The organism is Roseivirga seohaensis (assembly GCF_001592945.1).
Classification (GTDB): Bacteria; Bacteroidota; Bacteroidia; order Cytophagales; family Cyclobacteriaceae; genus Roseivirga; species Roseivirga seohaensis.
On sequence record NZ_LRPB01000048.1, the window covers coordinates 209,205 to 226,568 of the forward strand.

The window sequence follows — 17,364 nt, forward strand, 5'->3', positions numbered from 1 at the left end:
TTGTATATTTTTGCAGCAGAGATAATTTTTTAGTTTAAATTAAATAGAGCAATGAGCAAGGAATTAAAAGAAGTCGCCAAGCTGTTTTTCAAACTGGGCAGTATTGCCTTTGGAGGCCCTGCAGCCCACATCGCGATGATGGAAGATGAAGTGGTGAAAAAGCGTAAATGGATGACACCTCAGCATTTTCTGGATTTGGTGGGTGCTACTAACCTTATTCCTGGTCCCAATTCCACAGAAATGACCATGCACTGCGGACATGAACGCGCAGGCTGGAAAGGTTTGATTGTGGCTGGTGCTTGTTTCGTATTTCCTGCCGTTGCCATTACCATGCTCTTTGCTTGGCTCTACCAGCAATATGGCCAACTTCCTTCCGTAGAACCCTTCATTTACGGTATTAAGCCAGCGGTAATTGCCATCATTATTTCGGCCGTTTATCGCCTTGGAAAAAAGGCACTCAAAAATGTAGAAATCGGAATTCTGGGGGCGCTTACTTTGGCCGCTAGTTTACTGGGCATGAACGAAATCATTGCGCTATTTGCTTGTGGTGCTTTAGGCTTAATCATTCACCTTATCCGAAATTCAAAAAGCACATTGAACAGTTTCTCTCCTATCGCTCTAGTGCAAGTCACCGCCACTTTAGGCTCTATGAAAATTTTCTGGACTTTCTTTAAAGTGGGCGCATTGCTTTATGGAGGTGGTTATGTGTTGTTCGCTTTCTTAGATGCAGAACTCGTAAATACTGGCCTACTCACCAGACAACAGTTGATTGATGCGGTAGCGGTAGGTCAATTCACACCAGGGCCTGTGCTTTCTACCGCCACCTTTATTGGTTGGCAATTGGGAGGCTTTTGGGGTGCTATAGCGGCTACTATAGGCATATTCATGCCCTCTTTCATCTTTGTAGCTATATTGAACCCGCTAGTTCCGAAAATGCGCAAATCGAAAGTGATTGCTGCTTTCCTGGATGCAGTGAACATTGCTGCAGTAGCGGTGATTGTCGCGGTTTGTATAGAAATGGGCAAAGACACCATTGTGAACTGGGAAACCATCGTGATTGCCGTGGCCAGTTTAATTACCGTATTCGTTTTCAAAAAACTGAACAGTGCATTTATCGTGGTTGGCGGATCGCTTCTCGGTTATTTGTTGACTTTGGTTTAGAAATCTTCTTTCTAAAAAGGATATGAAGTAGCTTTAGCTTCTCGTTTCACAAACTTATGCAGCTATGAGAAGCATTATCATTCTTGGCAGTTCTAGAAATGACGGTGACACCTCCAAAGTGGTGAAACTGCTCAAAGAAAAGTCTGACTGGGACTTGATCGACCTGAATGAGTATGATTTTAGCTATTATGACTATGCGCATAAAAACGCTGGGGATGATTTCCTTCCTATGATGCGAAACATCATCGACAACTACGATACGTTAATTTTTGCTACACCAGTGTATTGGTACAGCATGAGCGGCATCATGAAAGTGTTCTTCGATCGCATTACCGACTTACTAGAGATTGAAAAGAACTTGGGCAGAAAGCTGAGAGGCAAAAATATAGCTGCCTTAAGTTGCTCCATCGGCAATCATTTGGGTGACCAATTCTGGCTACCCTTTTCTGAAACCGCCAAATACTTAGGCATGAATTATCTTGGAAACGTTCATGCTGTAATCAATGACAGCACAAATCTTGAAGCAGAAACGGACAAACTAGAAAAGTTTATTGCGTTGATTAACACAGCAGAGAAACCCTCTCATTAGCGAAACCCTCCAAAAGTTAATACTCATAGTTCATCTGAGCTCATTAATTCCTGAAGGTATATTGAAACCAACTTTTGGAGGGTTCTTTAACCTACTATTTCCTTTAGTGTAGCAGTAAATACCTCAATTTCTTCTTCGGTATTATAGTAATGCACAGAGGCACGAGCAATTTCTTTCAACTTTCGAGTCGTCATATCGAGATAACTGTTAGGAATTCCCATCCATGAAATATTAATGCCTTGGCGATGTAAATAGGTCTTCACCTCTGCCGCTGATTTCCCCTCCACGGTAAACGATACAATTCCGCTCTTTACTTCACCAATATCGTGAACAGTGATGCCCTTTACTTGACTAATTTGCTTTCTTAACACCGAAGACAAATGCTGCACACGTTCCCAAATATTATTGATTCCAACCTCTAGAATATAATCAGCTGCGGCTTTGAGCCCTAGCGTATTGGCTCGGTTTCCTTCCCAATTTTCAAACTTTTTAGCGTCTTCTCGAATGGTGTATGATTCTTTTCCTGTCCATTCTGCGGAATGAAGATCAATAACAGCAGGCGTTAATTTTGGTAAAACCGACTTTCGAACATAGAGAAAGCCAGTACCTCTTGGGCCTCGCATGTATTTTCTGCCTGTGGCCGAAAGCATATCGCAACCAATTTTTTCTACATCGAGCGGATATTGCCCTGCTGATTGACAGGCGTCTAGTAAGTATAGAACTCCATGTTTTCTGGTGATCTCTCCTACTCCTTCGGCATCTACGGTCAGTCCGCCATTGGTAGGCATATGCGTAATAGAAACCAGCTTTACCGAAGCATCCATCATGTTTTCCAACGCCTCCAAATCCAGTTCCCCAGAATACTTATTAGGAATGACTTTGATTTCTACGGCCACTTTTCTTTGAAGATGCAAATACGAAAGGTAGTTCGATGCGTAGTCGGCTTGGGTAGCAATAATCACATCACCATCTTTCCAATCAATGGCTTGAAAGGCAGCATGCCAAGCGGCCGTGGCATTTTCCACCAAAGCAATTTCTTCTGTCGAAGCGTTGATCAGTTTGGCTATAGAAGTATAAGCTCCTGAAATCTGCTCCGCATATTTTTCATGGGTTTCATAACCCCCATAAGTCATTTCTTCTTCCAAATAATCGATCACGGCATAACACACTGCCTGAGGCGGTAGCGAACTTCCTGCATTGTTGAAGTGAATTACCTTATCTGTTCCCGGAGTTTCCTTTCGAAATCGCTGAATATCCTTTTCTGTAAGCATGTTTGAAATTATGAAATTTAGGCGCAAAACTCAGCGCCAAAGCAATAAAAAAACCCCGACAAATGCCGGGGCTTGGATAGAAAACACCTGTTTAATAATCACCTCAAACCATAACTAAATCAGGCTATCTTAAATTTCTTGTGCGGTTAATTACAGCTTCCAGTTCCTTGCAGGTCACCACGTCTTTTCCTCCTTTAAGTTCCTCCAGTAAAATTTCGGCTACTCGTTCTTCGCCCGATTCAAACTGATTTTCTGATTGGAGTGTATTATTTCTATGCATGAATTTGAGATGATTAAGAAGTAGATTCTTACATTCATTTTCTACATAAAAAACTACTCCGCTGATGCTGATTTTGTGGTGACCATCCATGGTGCCGAAGTATAAAGTGGATTGAGAGAACATCTGGTTTTTATTTTTCTACACTTCTCTTTTTCAGAAAAGTTACTGACTGCTGCTTTTTCCTTTGCTATATAGATGCGTTTCAGAGCAAAAATGTTGCATGCCCTTGGTTTTTTTAACTGAAATTAACCGCAAAAGGAGAATTCATTAACAGTCGATAACATAAGGACTGCTTTCCAAGTCCTTCTTTCTTACAGGTCAGAGGCTTTTAGGTAAATATCACTCGTCACCGTTTTTAGATTTAGTGCTTTGCCACCGCTTTTGTATGTCGCCTTTACTTTATGACTACTGATTTTCGGAAGTCCTTTCTCCTTTTCCATGTCCAAATCCATATTGGTATAAATACCGCCATTCACCGTTTCAATATTCACTTCGGCACCAGCACCCTTTGCCCAAAGCAAATTGATTTGGCCTGTAACTGTTTCTAAATCGAGGTTACCTGAAAAGCCTTCTACAGCTACATCAGCCACAATAGTTTTGATTTTAACATCCGACTTGCCAGGCATCATCACCTCCACCTTAATGTCAACACAAACTCTATTGCCTTTGGAACCACGCCCCGACCAGTAATTTCCATTCTTACTATTACAGCAGCAGTCGCCCAGTTTTTCTAGCTTCTTGCTGTCTAGTTCAATTTCAACAGTCAGCTTTCCATTGCTATCATCCACTTTCCAGTCCATGACCTCGTTGTCCTTGCCCTCGTTGATTTCATAGGTAATTTTCACCGAGATCTCATTCTTATCCCAAGACTTCAGGATTACTTCGGTTCCGAAGTTCAAATCAATATCCAGCTTTTGACCAGTGTAGGCATAGCTTTTTTCGATAGTTTCGGCTTGGGCAAAGGCTAGCTGCGCGAAAAGACAAGTAATTAATGTAAAGAGCACTTTCACGTTTTCCTTGATTTAGTTTTTACGCAAATACACATGACCATACTGAGATTCTACCTTGAGGCGCTGGCTTCCACTTTTGATAGATGCGTGTGCTTTCATCCATTTACCTAGGCTATCATCTCCACCAATTTCTACCTTGGTTTCTAGGTTAGAGAAGATTTGCCCCCATTGGGTGCTGGCTTCTAAATCCAGAGATTCAGTCTCATCTATTTGAACATCCACTCCGCCATATCGTGCTTCCACATCCAGTTGTTTCGGACTTTGCAATACTTCTACCAAGCCATAGCGGGCATCGAGCACAACGGCCATGCTACGAGGAACAGTAACTTCTAATACAATTGAAATATTGATTCCGTTGGTATAACGACCACTTTTCCCTGTAGAAATAGTGGTTCCATTTTTCGAGATGGTAATAGACCTATTTTCTCCGTCCTCATCTTTATCGGTGTATAACTGATAGTTTTTATAGTTGTCGATGTTTTTGATGTTCGACTCTATCATGAGCTCCCCTCCACTGACCTTGCTAGAGAGTTCGAAATCGTCATCGAATTCTCCGTTGTGAATTTCTACCTGACCTTTAATATTGACTTCGTTTTTATCCCACACTTTAATTTTGACCAATTCGGGATACTTGAAAAAGAGGTCGATGTTTTTGACAGCACTGGCATCAAAAGTCTGATCGATTTGCTTTTGCGCGAAGGCACAAACCGAAAAGAGCATGAGCATCATTAGGATTAATATTGGCTTTTTCATGGTGTGATATTTTGAGTTGTTGACCTTTTTGTAGATTCTAATCGAACCAAAATCGAAGCTTGATTCTTCATTTTTTCAAGACATAATTCTCCCGTTTCAACCAAAATTGAATGCTGGTTAATGAGCGAAAAGAATGAGTTATTGTCTTAGACTTGAATTCCCTTTTGAGGAAAATGTGTAGCTAATTATTGTAGCTGGGTATTAGAAAAAATGTCCGTAAAGTTTAGAGATTAAGTTTTACGGACATTTCAAATTACTTCTTTCGAAGGTATACATTCTGGTAAGAGGCTTGAATATCAAGTTTTACGCCTCCGCCATTTAAGGTACCTTCCACAGTTGAGCTTACTTTTCTCATGCCGTCCGTTTTAGGGAACTCAATATTTAAATCTGAATAAGCTTCGCCAAAAGGTGTTTTTGCTGAAATGTTAGCCTTGGCATTGGCCGGAAGTGTTACGTCTACATCACCATATACAGATAGTAGAGAAGTTGGGCCTGCTTGGCTGAGTGAAGAAAATTTAGCTTCGACATCACCATACACCGTGTTCACTAAAGCTGGACCAGTAATACTTTCCATATAGATATTATTATAGTTACCAGAAATCTCAAGTTCTCCAGTAATTCCATATACTTCCATTTTTCCACCTTCCCAGTTTCCTGTATGCTCCATTTTAACATTCATCGACTTGGGTACTTTGATGGTGTATTTTCCGTCTGCGCGTCTGGCTACTTGCATTACCGTAATCTCTCCAGCCTCAGACTTTACATTCAAACCAATCCCCGTATTATCTTGCCCTCTTGCGCTGAGCGACTTAAGGCCTGCGGCTCTTTCAGATCGCTGTTCGTCTTTGTTACTTGAAGTAATTTGAATTTCAGTGCCATCATAAGCTTCTACACTTACCCGGTTTACTTCTTTAATCACTACTTTCTTCTGACCCGATACTGCTACTTTAAAATCTTGGCCTTGTACCGTAAAGGCTACTAAAAAGAGCGCTATCGCTAATAAATTCTTTGTTAACTTTTTCATCATTGATTTTTTTATGTTTCAGATATTTTGAGTTTTACCTTTTAAGGAAGGCTAATCCTGACCAATTCAATCGATTAAATATTTTTACATTTCTTTGAGTTTGAACATGCCCATATAAGCTTGATCCTTCACTCCTTTTATACTGTTGCCGTCTTCGGCTATGCGTTCTAAATCATCCAGTGCCGCTTTTTCATTATTTTCCACTAGTACATCAATCAAAGCAATTTGAATCATCGGTTCTTTCTCTTTTTTTAAAGCCTTCAGCAAAGCTTTCTTTGCACTCGGTTCGTCATAAAACTTGGCCAAACCCTCTACCGCTTTCAACCTTACATTCATGTTATCATCGGTTTCCAGCACGTTAATCAAAGCGTTGAGCATTTCCTGATCTACTTCTTTAAGTTCAACCGAGTAATTCACTGCTTGCAGCCTTCCGCTGGCCGATGAGCTTGTCATTTGTTCGAGCATCATGGCTTTTACCTGCGCCAATTCCTCTTTCACTCCAGCCACATCATCATTTCTGATTTCATTGCCCATGTAGAAACCGACCAATACTAAAGCCACGGCAGCCGCTACTCGATACAACCAAACCTGCTTTGTTTTAGGTTGAAGCATTGGAACCACTTTAGTTTCTTCTTCCTTCACCTGCGCATCTAGCTTAGCAAAAAGCTTATCTTCAGAAAAACCTTCCCATTCGGTTTTGGCTCTTAAATCGAGCTGTGCAAACCAAGCCTGCTCCTCCTTCAAATGGTCGGGGACGCCTTCTCCCCGAAAGAAGTTTTGGAGTTGCTCTTCTTCCTGAAGAGAAGTTTCCCCGTTGTTATATTTCTCGATTAATGCTTCTATTTCTTTATTGCTGTTCATAATTCGCAATTTTTAAGTAATCTTCTTTCGCCTTCTTTCTTGCCCTGGAAATGCCCACTCTAATGTTGTTCACTTCCAATCCTGTTTGCTCGGCTATTTCTTCATAGCTGTAGCCTTCCACATCCCTAAGGGTAATCAAAAGCCGCTGTTGGTCTGGCAATTGTTCAAACACTCTTACCATCGTTTTTACACTGTCATCCAGTTCAATGCGCTGGTAAGGTGAAACAGTTCCAGAATCCAGCTCCATTTCTTGAATATCGAAATGGCCTTTCATTCTTTTGGATTTGAGTCGATCCAGACAAAGGTTTTTGGTGATTGTCACCGCAAAAGCCTCCAAGTTTCTGTACTCGCCCCATTGCGCCCGCTTGTCCCAAAGTTTTACCATTACATCCTGTAGAATGTCTTCGGCTTCCTCTACAGACCGCATCATATTGAGGGCAATCCGAAAGAGCTTATCCTTTACTGGTAGAACTTGTGATTTAAACGTTTGCAACTCCATTCAATAGTAGAGACGAGGGTGAGGGTATGTCATTACACCCATTGTAAAATAAATATTAAAAACCTGACACAAAAGATTTAACTAATTAGTAATCAACCGATAATGATTTCATATTTTGTTAGTGTAATTTCGTAAAAAATCCATCGTGTTCTTTATCCTTTCAAAAATACTCGCCCTTTTCGTAATGCCTCTTACTTGGGTCATTGGTTTTCTTGTGTATTCTAGGTTGACCAAAAATCCAAAAAGGAAAAAGCTCTTTTTTATCCTCCCCTTGGTATTATTGATTTTCTTTTCGAACCAATATATTAGCAATAGGGCATTGCTTTTATGGGAACCTGAGCCTACACCTATGAATGAAGTGGGTGTGTATGATGTGGGCATCGTTTTTTCGGGCGTCACCAAAGGCAGCAAAAGTCCAAAAGACAGGGTTTACTTTGACTATGGTGCCGATAGAATTACCCACACCTTACAACTTTATAAAGAAGGAAAACTCAAGCACATTATCGTCAGTGGAGGTTTGGGTTTCCAACAAGTAGAAATGAGCATAGCTGCAGAAAGACTCAAGAGTTTTTTGGTGATGGCGGGCGTTCCTGATTCCGTAATCACAGTAGAACCTAATGCCGTAAACACCTATGAAAACGCAGTGGAATCTGCCAAAATATTAAAGCGAGATTTCCCAAATCAGAAATACCTTTTGATTACTTCGGCTTTTCACATGAAGCGTTCGGCTCTCTGCCTGGCCAAACAAGGCATTGAATTCGATGAATTCCCCGCGGGCTATTATACCGACAGACCTAGCCTTAATTTTGATGATGTTTTTATTCCAAAAGCGGAAGCCATTAAGCGTTGGGAAACGCTTTTTAAAGAATGGGTGGGTTTGGCAACTTATAAGGTGATGGGGTATATTTAGGAGAGTTAAGGTTATTGAGTTCGACTTCAATACGAACTATCCACTTTTCTAAGTATCATTATGGATTCTTCTACTTTCGGTAACTTTGCTTAAACTTGTAGAGTGAGTACCTTTTTCATAATTCTATCGCTACTGCTTATTATAATAAGCTTATTACCCTTTGTTAAAAACCAGCATTGGGTTTTTCGCGTGCCTGAATTTATTAAAATGCAGCTGCTCATTCTTCAGGTTGTAGCGAGTGTTGGCCTTTTTGTTTTTGCGGAAAAGAACATTGTGTTTTGGGTGGTCGCATTAATCCAAATAGGGCTAATTGTTTACCACTCCTATTTATTAGCTCGTTTTACAAAATTTTATAAAAGCCACAAGAATGAAACGGAAGGGTTGACCGAGATAAAAGTAATTTCTACCAACATTTATCAGTTCAATCAAGAGTTTGACAGATTTAAAGACTTTATTCGAAAAGAAAAACCAGATATTTTTCTCACCATAGAAAGCAATAAGGATTGGGAACTTGCCATGCGAGAAATGGAAGCTGACTATCCTTATACAGAAAAAATAACACTGGAGAACACCTATGGCATGCATTTATATGCTAAAATGCCTTTCCAGAAGGTTACTACACATTACTTCGTGTCAGAAGATTTACCGAGTATTGAAGCCCATTTTAAAACCGAAGATGGAGAAGACTTTATGCTTTTCTGTGTACACCCACCACCGCCAAGCCCTACAGAAGAAGACACATCTAAAGAGCGCGATGGTGATTTACTATGTATTGCAAAACGCACCAAAGAAATCAACAAGCCAACACTTGTAATAGGCGATTTTAATACAGTGGCGTGGTCAAAGATCTCTGAACTATTCCGTAAAAACAGCGGATTAATCGATGGTAGAATGGGGCGAGGAATTTTAGCTTCTTACCATGCTAAATATTGGTTTTTTAGAGCGCCATTGGATCTAGTCTTCCACTGCCCAACTATTTTTCTGAAAGAATTAAGCGTTTTAGAACACGTTGGCTCAGACCATTTCCCTATCTGCTGTGTTTTCTCTATCGACTCCTCCAATCACAATCAAAAGGAAGAAGTTGAAAAGCTAGAAAAAGAAGAAAAGGAAGAAACCAAAGAACTGATTGCAGAAGGAAAAAAAGAGGAGAGTGACAATCGAACCGCATAAAATTTTCGACTTTAACCTTAGCCTTAAATTTGCACCTTCATCAAGATGAGCCATCACATGACTGTAATTACTTTTTTTATTTTATGAAATAACAGGCTGACCACTCTCCAGTAAATATCTCTATATGAATTACCAAACATATAAAGCTCACCCCGACCTAGAAGCCATTGTTAAGTGTTACTGGACACTAGAGGTTCCTGCCGAAATGGCAACCGAAAAGCAAAGAATAGTACCTGACGGCTGCATTGAAATGGCCTTTATTCTTGGTGAAGACATTAAAAGATTGGAGAACCATGAAAACTGGGTATTACAGCCAAGAGCAATGGTAGTTGGCCAAATTACGAAGTCATATTTTATCCAACCCACAGGATTTGTCAACTCATTTGCTGTTCGCTTCTACCCTTACGGTTTTGCCCATTTCGTAAAATCACCCATCAAAGAACTAGCCAATAAGGACACTCCTCTCTCCGTGCTTTTTGGAGAATCAGCAAATGAATTAGAAGAAAAAATTATTCATGCTGCAAGTACTAAAGAGAGAATTGAAATTGTGGAGAGTTTTCTGCTAAGCAAGTTGATTGAGACGTCCACAATTGATAAAATCGTAAAATCTACTATTGACAGCCTTCATACAACAAACGGAAGTATACCCATTAGTTCTATTCTGAAAGGTGAACTATCGCAAAGAAGAAACCTTGAGAGAAACTTTTTGAAACAGGTGGGGATTAGTCCCAAACAATTAGGGAAAATAATAAGGTTGCAAGCTGCTTTAAAAATGATGCTTAATAAGCAACCCGATAGTCTAACTGCGATTGCTTATGCTAGTGAATATTATGATCAAGCACATTTCATTAAAGATTTCAAAGAGTTTACTGGCACCAATCCTAAAGAGTATTTGAGTGACAAGCAATTAGTACTTTCTTCTCTTTTTTATTCAGAGAACTAGAGTTGTCGCATTTTTACAATTCGTTCTTTTAGAGGTTTCTTAATCTTGAAAACTAAATTTTAAGAAATCAGAATGAAAAACACACCACTAAGTTTAATTGTAATTTCCGCAATCATACTGACTGCTTGTACTTATAAAAACACTCTAGACCCAAAAAGAAAAAACATGAAAAGCTTTATCTCAATTTTCGAAATACCAACGACTGATTTTTCACGTGCCGTTAATTTTTATCAATCAATTTTAGATATAGAAATCTCTGAAATAGAAATGCAGGGCACACAAATGGGGTTATTCCCAAGTGATGGGCAAGCCGCCTCAGGAGTACTCATAAAAGGCGAAGGATACACCCCTTCGAGCGATGGTGTAATAATTTACCTCAATGGTGGAGATGATCTTCAATTTATTTTAAATAAAGTAGAAGGTAATGGAGGGGAAATCATTGTTCCGAAAACGTTAATCGATGAAGAAAACGGACACTTCGCTATGTTCCTCGATACTGAGGGTAATCGCATAGGGCTTCATTCTCTAAACTGATGAAAAGAAAGAGCTGATGAACAATATTGTTCATCAGCTCTCTTTATTCACCTAACCCTCTGAATTAACAGACAGGTTTATCAATCTTTAATTAATGGCAATAGTTTTGGTATTCATAAATTCACGGATACCGAGGTGCGAAAGTTCGCGTCCATAGCCAGAGGTTTTAATACCGCCAAAAGGTAAACGTGGATCAGAAGAAACCATATGATTTACAAACACGGCTCCGGATTCAATTTTTCTAGCAATCATTTCTCCACGCACCAAGTCCTGCGTCCATATAGAAGCCCCCAAACCAAACTTGCTATTATTGGCTAAAGCAATGGCTTCTTCTTCATTTTTCACTTTAAACAGTGATGCCACTGGTCCGAAAAGCTCTTCTTCATAGGCTGGCATTCCTGGTTTTAAATCTGCTAAAATGGTAGGCTCAAAATAAGCTCCTTCCCTTTCAGGTCGTTTACCGCCCAAAACCACTTTAGCACCCATTTCTACACTTTCATTTACTTGTTTAAGTAATTCATTGGCCAAGTCTTCAGAAGCCATTGGGCCGCAAGAAGTCAAAATATCGCTGGGGTCTCCTAATTTGAGTGCTTGCAAAAATGAGCTAAACTTTTCTACAAATTCATCATACACTCTTTCTACTACAATAAAGCGTTTTGCTGCAATACAACTCTGACCGCAATTACGCATTCTAGCCTTTACCGCAGTACGAACGGCAAGGTCCATATCAGCATTATCGAGTACTATAAATGGATCGCTGCCGCCCAACTCTAAAACTGATTTTTTAATTTTTGATCCTGCTACACTCGCCACAGCACTTCCTGCTCCTTCGCTTCCGGTAAGGGTTACGGCTTTAATGCGATCATCATTAATAATGGCTTCTACTTTATCAGAGCCAATTCTTAAATTTTGAAAGGCTCCGTTTGGAAAACCGGCTTCTATAAAAACATCTTCAATAGCTTGAGCACACATTTGAACATTTGAGGCATGTTTTAATAAACCAACATTACCAGCCATCAAAGTAGGTGCGGCAAACCTAAATACTTGCCACAGTGGAAAATTCCAGGGCATTACAGCCAAAATGGTTCCTAACGGATGATAACTTATAAATGCTTTTGAATGATCGGATTTAAGTATCTCATCCTTCAAGAATTTCTCTGCATTATCGGCATAATATCTACATACCAATGCACATTTTTCCACCTCAGCAAGGCCTTCAGCAGTGAGCTTGCCCATTTCTAAGGTCATGATTTCAGCAAGAGAGTTTTTTCGCTCTTCAAGCACATTGGCAAGCTTATTAAATAGCTGAGCCCTGTATTCGAACGACTCATTTTTCCATGTAGAAAACTGAAGATCGGCTCGCTCCATTGCTGCCTGAACATAATCCTCTGAATGAGGCTCAAAAACTTGTATTATTTGATTATTTGAGGGGTTTACTGATTGCATTGACATAATTGAAAAAACTAAGTTCTTCAATGTAACCAGTATTTTGGAGAGTAAGTTCTAAAAAACATTAACCTTAACATCTTCTAATATTTTGATGATTTCCGGAGCTTCCTTCATTTTCAAAAAATAGAAAATATTCTTTCCATCACGCTTACTTCCTAATACGCCTTTCATTTTAAGGTTGGCCAAATGATGTGAAGTTAGCGATTGTTCTAGACCAAGGTACGCAGTAATATCGTTCACCGACATCTTTTCATTCCTGCTTAGGAGATCAATGATACCGACTCGCATAGGGTGCGCAATAGTCTTCAGTACGAAGGCAATTTTCTCGACCCTTTCATTGTCAAGCTGCTCTTCCATTTGGATAGGTTTTTATCAAAGGTATGAACATATGTTCATGTAAAAAAGAAAAACAAAAATTAATCAGGCAAAACCTGACAAATAATTAAGTACAAGTAGCAACTACAAATGCAGAAATACGATTTACAAACACAAATAAATGACTCTAGCATTAAAGTTAACAGCCGCCTTTTATAAAAAGAGAGGCCGCTGTACACAACGACCTCTCTATATGTATTGTTTAATTTACTTTACTATCTGAAGATAATTTTCAATTCTACTCTTCTGTTTCTTGCTCTACCTACTGCAGTTTTGTTGTCTGCAACTGGGTTTACAATTCCGTAACCATCGGCAAATAGTCTGTCAGCTGAAATACCTTTGTTCATTAAGTATTGCTTTACAGCGTTAGCTCTTCTTTTAGAAAGCTCAAGATTCTTGGCAGCATCACCAGTGCTATCAGTATAACCACTTAGCTCTAGGCTAAAGTCTTCAGCTTTCATTAACTGAACCACTTGATCTAAAGATCCGTTGGCAGATGATTTTAACACATCGCTACCAGAATTGAACTGAATGTCTTTCACAGCAAGCTCAAGTACTTTCTTCACTTCTTCTTTAACTTCTGGGCAACCATTGTTTGAAGCCAAACCAGCAGTTTCAGGACAATTATCTTCGCTGTCTTTTACACCATCACCATCGCTATCTGGGCAACCGTTTAGCGTACCAGCTACAGTTGGACAAGCATCCTCGCTATCTTTTACTCCGTCACCATCGCTATCAGGACATCCATTCAATGTACCAGCAACTGTTGGGCAAGCATCTTCAGAATCTTGGATTCCATCACCATCAGTATCAGGACATCCATTGAATTTAGCAATACCAGCTACTGTTGGACACTTATCCTCTGAATCTTTAATTCCGTCACCATCAGTATCAGGACATCCGTTTAAAGTACCTGCTTCAGTTGGGCAAGCATCATCTTTATCTAGCACTCCGTCTCCGTCTGTATCAGGCCAAGGGCAACCTTTGTTTTCTAATGGACCAGCTTCTGTTGGACACATATCTTCTTTATCGTAGATACCATCACCATCTGAATCTTTCTTTCCACTTAAAGAGAAAGAAACACCAACGGCATACTGAAGATAGTTTGGAGAATAATCGATGCTCTTTTTATAGGCTGCACGCATGTTAATTTCAGCGTTTTCTACCACTTTGAATTTTAATCCAGCTCCTAAAGGAATCATTTTATATGTTCCTTTATTGAACTCTTCATAAATTGGTTCAATCTTAGAAAAGCTTGTTACTCCAAAGCCAGCAAATAAATAAGGAGCTACTTTTGAGTCTTTCTTAAAAATATAGCCGTTGTCAAACTTGTAGGCAAAACGTAAGTCAAGATCAGCTACATTCCCATCGAGCACATCATTATGAACAATGTTTCCATAAGAAGCCCCAAGCTCTAAATCAAAACTTGGGTTTAGGTAGCGCTCTACCCCTACTCTAAAGCCAGCATTATCTAGTTGGCCAAAGCTGAACATTCCATCGTACCATTTGTAATCCAATTTGTTATTGGTAAGCTCTAGAGTCATCCACCATGGTGAGTCCTCTGTTTGGGCTGATAGGCTAAAAGTGCTGACAGCCATTGTTAGAATTAGTAATAATTTTTTCATCGTTTTTGGTTTTGTTATGATTGTACACTTATCAAAACCTAAACCATAAATGATTTTTCACTTTTATTTTTACGCATACACATTTTTACGCTGTAAATGAGCACTATAGGCGGTGATATTTATTTTTCGCTTCGAAGGATGTATTTCATTTCGGGAAATAACATCCCATTTCGGGAAAAATAAGCACCTTTACTCTTATGAAAATAGGGTTGATTTCCGACACACATGGATTTTTACATGAACGCGTATTTCATCATTTTAAAGATTGCGATGAAATATGGCATGCAGGCGATGTGGGTGATGTAAAGGTAATAGAACAGTTGGAAGCGTTTAAACCTACAAAAGGTGTGTACGGCAATATTGATGATAAAACAATTCAAGCCATTTTTCCTGAAGAATTAATTTTTGAAGCTGAAGGTGTAAAAGTTTATATGATCCACATTGGGGGCAAACCTCCAAAATACGCAAGTGGCGTTAGAAAGAGGCTTGAAGAAATAAAACCTCAACTATTTATTTGTGGTCATTCTCATATTCTGAAGGTAATGCCCGATAGTAGTTTAAATAAAATGCTTTACATGAACCCAGGAGCTGCGGGCAATCATGGTTTTCACCTAATGAGAACTTTACTTCGGTTTGACATTGAAGCTGGAAAATTAAAAAACCTTGAGGTAATAGAACTTGGTAAAAGAGGAATGTAAAAAGGCATCACCTGAATGGTAATGCCTTTAAAAACTCTTGGTAAAAATTGGTTAAACCTATTATTTATTTGCTTCGGCCAAACCCATTTTTGCCGCTTCAAAATCAGGAGAAAGTGCCAAAGCCGCATTAAAATGTGTTTTCGCAGCTTCCTTATCTCCTTGGTCTAGAGAAATTAAACCACTTAGGTTCTTCAATGCTGCTTTAAATGCAACTTCTTGTGTAGACCCATCTTGTTTTGTCAGCGTGATTTTTGCATCATCCTTTAGTTTACTCTCAAGTATTCCAATATTAGTATTGGCTTCCTCGTAGCGTTTTATAGAATATTGAAGGTAGGTGATTTGATAAAGGATATTATTATCGTCTAGCTTAAGCCACATTTCTTGGTAGTACTCAATGGCTTTATCATAGATTCTTAACTGTTCATAACTTAGCGCTGCAATTTCCATCGCTATTAAATTACCAGGATATTTCTTCAGCAAATCCATAGCTACCAAAGCACTCGAAGTATATCTTCGGTTATTGTAATAGTACTCCGATAGGGTTCTCATAACTGAGCTATCGCCTGGGTCTAGTACCAACATATCATACAATGCCGCCTTTTGGACTTCAATATCATTATATAATTGTGCTTGGTTATAAACCGCCATTGCTTTGGCATATTCGTTCGATAGGTAGGTACTATCTTGGCCGAATGACGCTACAGAAACCATCATAATGGCCGCGATCATCCAATACTTCATTTTTCTCATTGTATACTAATTCAGATTATTTCAACTTTTAACAACTTCAAGGCCTCTCTCCCTACCTAATTCCAACATTAGATTATAAGCCTGATTATATTCATTTTGAATTTTACCTTCTAAAACCGCCTCTTTCAACGCCTCCTTTATTTCTCCTACCAAACGGCCAGGAGCCACTTTAAACGTGTTCATAATCACTTCTCCAGTAATTACCGGCTGGAAGTTACGAATTTTATCTTTTTCTTCTACTTCGCGCATTCGTTGTTCTACCGAATCGAAGTTTTGGAGAAATCGCTTTACTTTATTTTGGTTTTTCGAAGTAATATCTGCTCGGCACAGCATCATTAAATCATCGGTATGCTCTCCTGCCTCAAATAACAGTCTTCTTATGGCCGCATCAGTAATTTCATCTCTTACCAATGGAATAGGTCGTAAATGAAGTCTCACCAATTTCTGAACCTTTTTCATTTCGGCCCCCAGCGGCAATTTCATTCTTCTGAATATGCCAGGAACCATTCGAGCCCCTTTATCTTCGTGACCATGAAAAGTCCAACCCGTTTTTTTATTGAAGCGTTTGGTAGCAGGTTTAGCTATATCGTGTAAAATGGCTGCCCAACGCAACCATAAATCATCGGTATGCTCACTTATATTATCCAACACCTGTAGGGTGTGATAGAAATTATCTTTATGCGATTTATCTTCAATGGTTTGAACGCCTTGTAGGGCTACCATTTCAGGAAAAATTTTATCCAAAAGTTTGGCATAAAAAAGCAATTTAAAACCGTATGATGGCTTTTTGGCCAAAATGATTTTGTTCAACTCAACTGTCACCCTTTCCATCGAAACGATTTCAATTCGATCGGCCATTTTGGTAATGGCTTCAAAGGTATCGGCTTCAATATCGAAATTAAGCTGAGTAGCAAACCTAACGGCCCGCATCATTCTGAGCGGATCGTCAGAAAAAGTGACTTCTGGTGCTAATGGGGTTCTAATAGTTTTTGAACCTAAATCGGCTTGACCGTTAAAAGGATCAATCAGCTCTCCATAACTCTTTTTGTTAAGAGAAATGGCCATGGCGTTGATTGAAAAGTCGCGCCTATTCTGATCATCTTCTAGGGTTCCATCTTCCACAATTGGCTTTCGGGAATCACGTTGATACGATTCTTTTCGTGCTCCTACAAATTCTAATTCTAGCTCGCCACTTTTGATCATGGCTGTGCCAAAGGATTTAAAAACTGAAAAAGGCAAGTTACTTCCTAGCTCATTGTGAACAGCCTGAGCTAATTCTACTCCAGAACCTACACATACAAAGTCAATATCTTTTGAAGGTCGCTCTAAAAGAATATCGCGAACATAGCCCCCTACTACATAGGTTTCAACACCCATTTTATCGGCAACAGCGCCTACAAGTTTAAAAATATCGAGTTGTAAGTGTTTTGAAAGGTTCATCCGTAGTCCTTTTTTTAAAAGG

Annotated in this window: 19 protein-coding genes; 7 read left to right on the forward strand and 12 right to left on the reverse strand. The window is 39.4% G+C overall.

Going from position 1 to position 17,364, the window contains the following annotated elements:
- Positions 1-51 precede the first annotated feature (51 nt).
- Positions 52-1,161 carry a chromate efflux transporter gene (gene chrA / locus AWW67_RS15470; protein WP_062302834.1) on the forward strand — a complete coding sequence of 370 codons (1,110 nt, stop codon included), beginning with the start codon at positions 52-54 and terminating at the stop codon, positions 1,159-1,161.
- A 64-nt stretch (positions 1,162-1,225) separates the two neighbouring features.
- Positions 1,226-1,750, forward strand: coding sequence for a flavodoxin family protein (locus AWW67_RS15475; protein ID WP_062302837.1), 525 nt, complete (start codon positions 1,226-1,228; stop codon positions 1,748-1,750).
- An 86-nt stretch (positions 1,751-1,836) separates the two neighbouring features.
- On the opposite strand, the gene AWW67_RS15480 is transcribed toward AWW67_RS15475, so the two are convergent.
- The 7 genes from AWW67_RS15480 to AWW67_RS15510 form a co-directional block, all read right to left on the reverse strand.
- Positions 1,837-3,021, reverse strand: a complete 1,185-nt coding sequence (locus AWW67_RS15480; RefSeq protein ID WP_062302838.1) for an aminotransferase class V-fold PLP-dependent enzyme — start codon at positions 3,019-3,021, stop codon at positions 1,837-1,839.
- Between the two features lie 124 nt (positions 3,022-3,145).
- Positions 3,146-3,424 (reverse strand): hypothetical protein, encoded by a 279-nt coding sequence (locus AWW67_RS15485; protein WP_062302844.1) that lies wholly within the window; start codon positions 3,422-3,424, stop codon positions 3,146-3,148.
- Between the two features lie 188 nt (positions 3,425-3,612).
- The gene (locus AWW67_RS15490; RefSeq protein ID WP_062302846.1) at positions 3,613-4,311 is read right to left on the reverse strand and encodes a DUF4097 family beta strand repeat-containing protein; all 699 of its coding nucleotides are present in this window, start codon (positions 4,309-4,311) and stop codon (positions 3,613-3,615) included.
- Positions 4,312-4,323: 12 nt separating this feature from the next.
- Positions 4,324-5,064, reverse strand: a complete 741-nt coding sequence (locus tag AWW67_RS15495) for a hypothetical protein (RefSeq protein ID WP_141655479.1) — start codon at positions 5,062-5,064, stop codon at positions 4,324-4,326.
- A 253-nt stretch (positions 5,065-5,317) separates the two neighbouring features.
- Entirely contained in the window at positions 5,318-6,091 is a 774-nt protein-coding gene (locus AWW67_RS15500; RefSeq protein ID WP_062302849.1) for a DUF4097 family beta strand repeat-containing protein, read from the reverse strand.
- 81 nt (positions 6,092-6,172) lie between these two features.
- Positions 6,173-6,949 (reverse strand): PG0215 family putative anti-sigma factor, encoded by a 777-nt coding sequence (locus tag AWW67_RS15505; RefSeq protein WP_062302850.1) that lies wholly within the window; start codon positions 6,947-6,949, stop codon positions 6,173-6,175.
- Positions 6,936-7,448: a GFO_1088 family ECF-type sigma factor gene (locus AWW67_RS15510; RefSeq protein WP_062302851.1), complete on the reverse strand. Its 513-nt coding sequence runs from the start codon at positions 7,446-7,448 to the stop codon at positions 6,936-6,938. The genes AWW67_RS15505 and AWW67_RS15510 overlap by 14 nt, the downstream gene beginning before the upstream one ends.
- A gap of 145 nt (positions 7,449-7,593) precedes the next feature.
- Here AWW67_RS15510 and AWW67_RS15515 point away from each other — a divergent pair, with 145 nt between their 5' ends.
- From AWW67_RS15515 to AWW67_RS15530, 4 genes are all read left to right on the forward strand, one after another.
- Complete coding sequence (locus AWW67_RS15515; protein ID WP_071387156.1) at positions 7,594-8,358, forward strand: YdcF family protein; 765 nt, start codon at positions 7,594-7,596, stop codon at positions 8,356-8,358.
- A gap of 207 nt (positions 8,359-8,565) precedes the next feature.
- Positions 8,566-9,528 carry an endonuclease/exonuclease/phosphatase family protein gene (locus tag AWW67_RS15520; RefSeq protein WP_082794077.1) on the forward strand — a complete coding sequence of 321 codons (963 nt, stop codon included), beginning with the start codon at positions 8,566-8,568 and terminating at the stop codon, positions 9,526-9,528.
- 124 nt (positions 9,529-9,652) lie between these two features.
- Entirely contained in the window at positions 9,653-10,471 is an 819-nt protein-coding gene (locus tag AWW67_RS15525; protein ID WP_062302855.1) for an AraC family transcriptional regulator, read from the forward strand.
- Positions 10,472-10,636: 165 nt separating this feature from the next.
- The gene (locus AWW67_RS15530) at positions 10,637-11,005 is read left to right on the forward strand and encodes a VOC family protein (protein ID WP_082794078.1); all 369 of its coding nucleotides are present in this window, start codon (positions 10,637-10,639) and stop codon (positions 11,003-11,005) included.
- An 87-nt stretch (positions 11,006-11,092) separates the two neighbouring features.
- Here the strand turns inward: AWW67_RS15530 and AWW67_RS15535 are convergent, their stop codons facing one another.
- From AWW67_RS15535 to AWW67_RS15545, 3 genes are all read right to left on the reverse strand, one after another.
- A complete protein-coding gene (locus tag AWW67_RS15535; RefSeq protein ID WP_311316226.1) occupies positions 11,093-12,451 on the reverse strand; it encodes an NAD-dependent succinate-semialdehyde dehydrogenase in 1,359 nt (452 codons plus the stop codon).
- A gap of 57 nt (positions 12,452-12,508) precedes the next feature.
- Positions 12,509-12,811, reverse strand: a complete 303-nt coding sequence (locus AWW67_RS15540) for an ArsR/SmtB family transcription factor (RefSeq protein WP_053223262.1) — start codon at positions 12,809-12,811, stop codon at positions 12,509-12,511.
- A 233-nt stretch (positions 12,812-13,044) separates the two neighbouring features.
- A complete protein-coding gene (locus AWW67_RS15545) occupies positions 13,045-14,454 on the reverse strand; it encodes an OmpA family protein (RefSeq protein ID WP_062302859.1) in 1,410 nt (469 codons plus the stop codon).
- Positions 14,455-14,651: 197 nt separating this feature from the next.
- Here AWW67_RS15545 and AWW67_RS15550 point away from each other — a divergent pair, with 197 nt between their 5' ends.
- Entirely contained in the window at positions 14,652-15,152 is a 501-nt protein-coding gene (locus tag AWW67_RS15550) for a metallophosphoesterase family protein (RefSeq protein WP_053223260.1), read from the forward strand.
- A 60-nt stretch (positions 15,153-15,212) separates the two neighbouring features.
- Here the strand turns inward: AWW67_RS15550 and AWW67_RS15555 are convergent, their stop codons facing one another.
- A complete protein-coding gene (locus AWW67_RS15555; RefSeq protein ID WP_053223259.1) occupies positions 15,213-15,902 on the reverse strand; it encodes a tetratricopeptide repeat protein in 690 nt (229 codons plus the stop codon).
- Positions 15,903-15,923: 21 nt separating this feature from the next.
- On the reverse strand, positions 15,924-17,342 hold the full coding sequence (locus AWW67_RS15560) for a CCA tRNA nucleotidyltransferase (RefSeq protein WP_062302861.1): 1,419 nt from the start codon (positions 17,340-17,342) through the stop codon (positions 15,924-15,926).
- Positions 17,343-17,364 lie beyond the last annotated feature (22 nt).

Bases quoted from the DNA above. Each gene is read 5' to 3' on its own strand.
- chrA (WP_062302834.1), top strand. From the start codon at position 52: ATGAGCAAGGAATTAAAAGAAGTCGCCAAGCTGTTTTTCAAACTGGGC.
- AWW67_RS15475 (WP_062302837.1), top strand. From the start codon at position 1,226: ATGAGAAGCATTATCATTCTTGGCAGTTCTAGAAATGACGGTGACACC.
- AWW67_RS15480 (WP_062302838.1), bottom strand. From the start codon at position 3,021: ATGCTTACAGAAAAGGATATTCAGCGATTTCGAAAGGAAACTCCGGGA.
- AWW67_RS15485 (WP_062302844.1), bottom strand. From the start codon at position 3,424: ATGTTCTCTCAATCCACTTTATACTTCGGCACCATGGATGGTCACCAC.
- AWW67_RS15495 (WP_141655479.1), bottom strand. From the start codon at position 5,064: ATGAAAAAGCCAATATTAATCCTAATGATGCTCATGCTCTTTTCGGTT.
- AWW67_RS15500 (WP_062302849.1), bottom strand. From the start codon at position 6,091: ATGATGAAAAAGTTAACAAAGAATTTATTAGCGATAGCGCTCTTTTTA.
- AWW67_RS15505 (WP_062302850.1), bottom strand. From the start codon at position 6,949: ATGAACAGCAATAAAGAAATAGAAGCATTAATCGAGAAATATAACAAC.
- AWW67_RS15510 (WP_062302851.1), bottom strand. From the start codon at position 7,448: ATGGAGTTGCAAACGTTTAAATCACAAGTTCTACCAGTAAAGGATAAG.
- AWW67_RS15520 (WP_082794077.1), top strand. From the start codon at position 8,566: ATGCAGCTGCTCATTCTTCAGGTTGTAGCGAGTGTTGGCCTTTTTGTT.
- AWW67_RS15525 (WP_062302855.1), top strand. From the start codon at position 9,653: ATGAATTACCAAACATATAAAGCTCACCCCGACCTAGAAGCCATTGTT.
- AWW67_RS15530 (WP_082794078.1), top strand. From the start codon at position 10,637: ATGAAAAGCTTTATCTCAATTTTCGAAATACCAACGACTGATTTTTCA.
- AWW67_RS15535 (WP_311316226.1), bottom strand. From the start codon at position 12,451: ATGCAATCAGTAAACCCCTCAAATAATCAAATAATACAAGTTTTTGAG.
- AWW67_RS15540 (WP_053223262.1), bottom strand. From the start codon at position 12,811: ATGGAAGAGCAGCTTGACAATGAAAGGGTCGAGAAAATTGCCTTCGTA.
- AWW67_RS15545 (WP_062302859.1), bottom strand. From the start codon at position 14,454: ATGAAAAAATTATTACTAATTCTAACAATGGCTGTCAGCACTTTTAGC.
- AWW67_RS15550 (WP_053223260.1), top strand. From the start codon at position 14,652: ATGAAAATAGGGTTGATTTCCGACACACATGGATTTTTACATGAACGC.
- AWW67_RS15555 (WP_053223259.1), bottom strand. From the start codon at position 15,902: ATGAGAAAAATGAAGTATTGGATGATCGCGGCCATTATGATGGTTTCT.
- AWW67_RS15560 (WP_062302861.1), bottom strand. From the start codon at position 17,342: ATGAACCTTTCAAAACACTTACAACTCGATATTTTTAAACTTGTAGGC.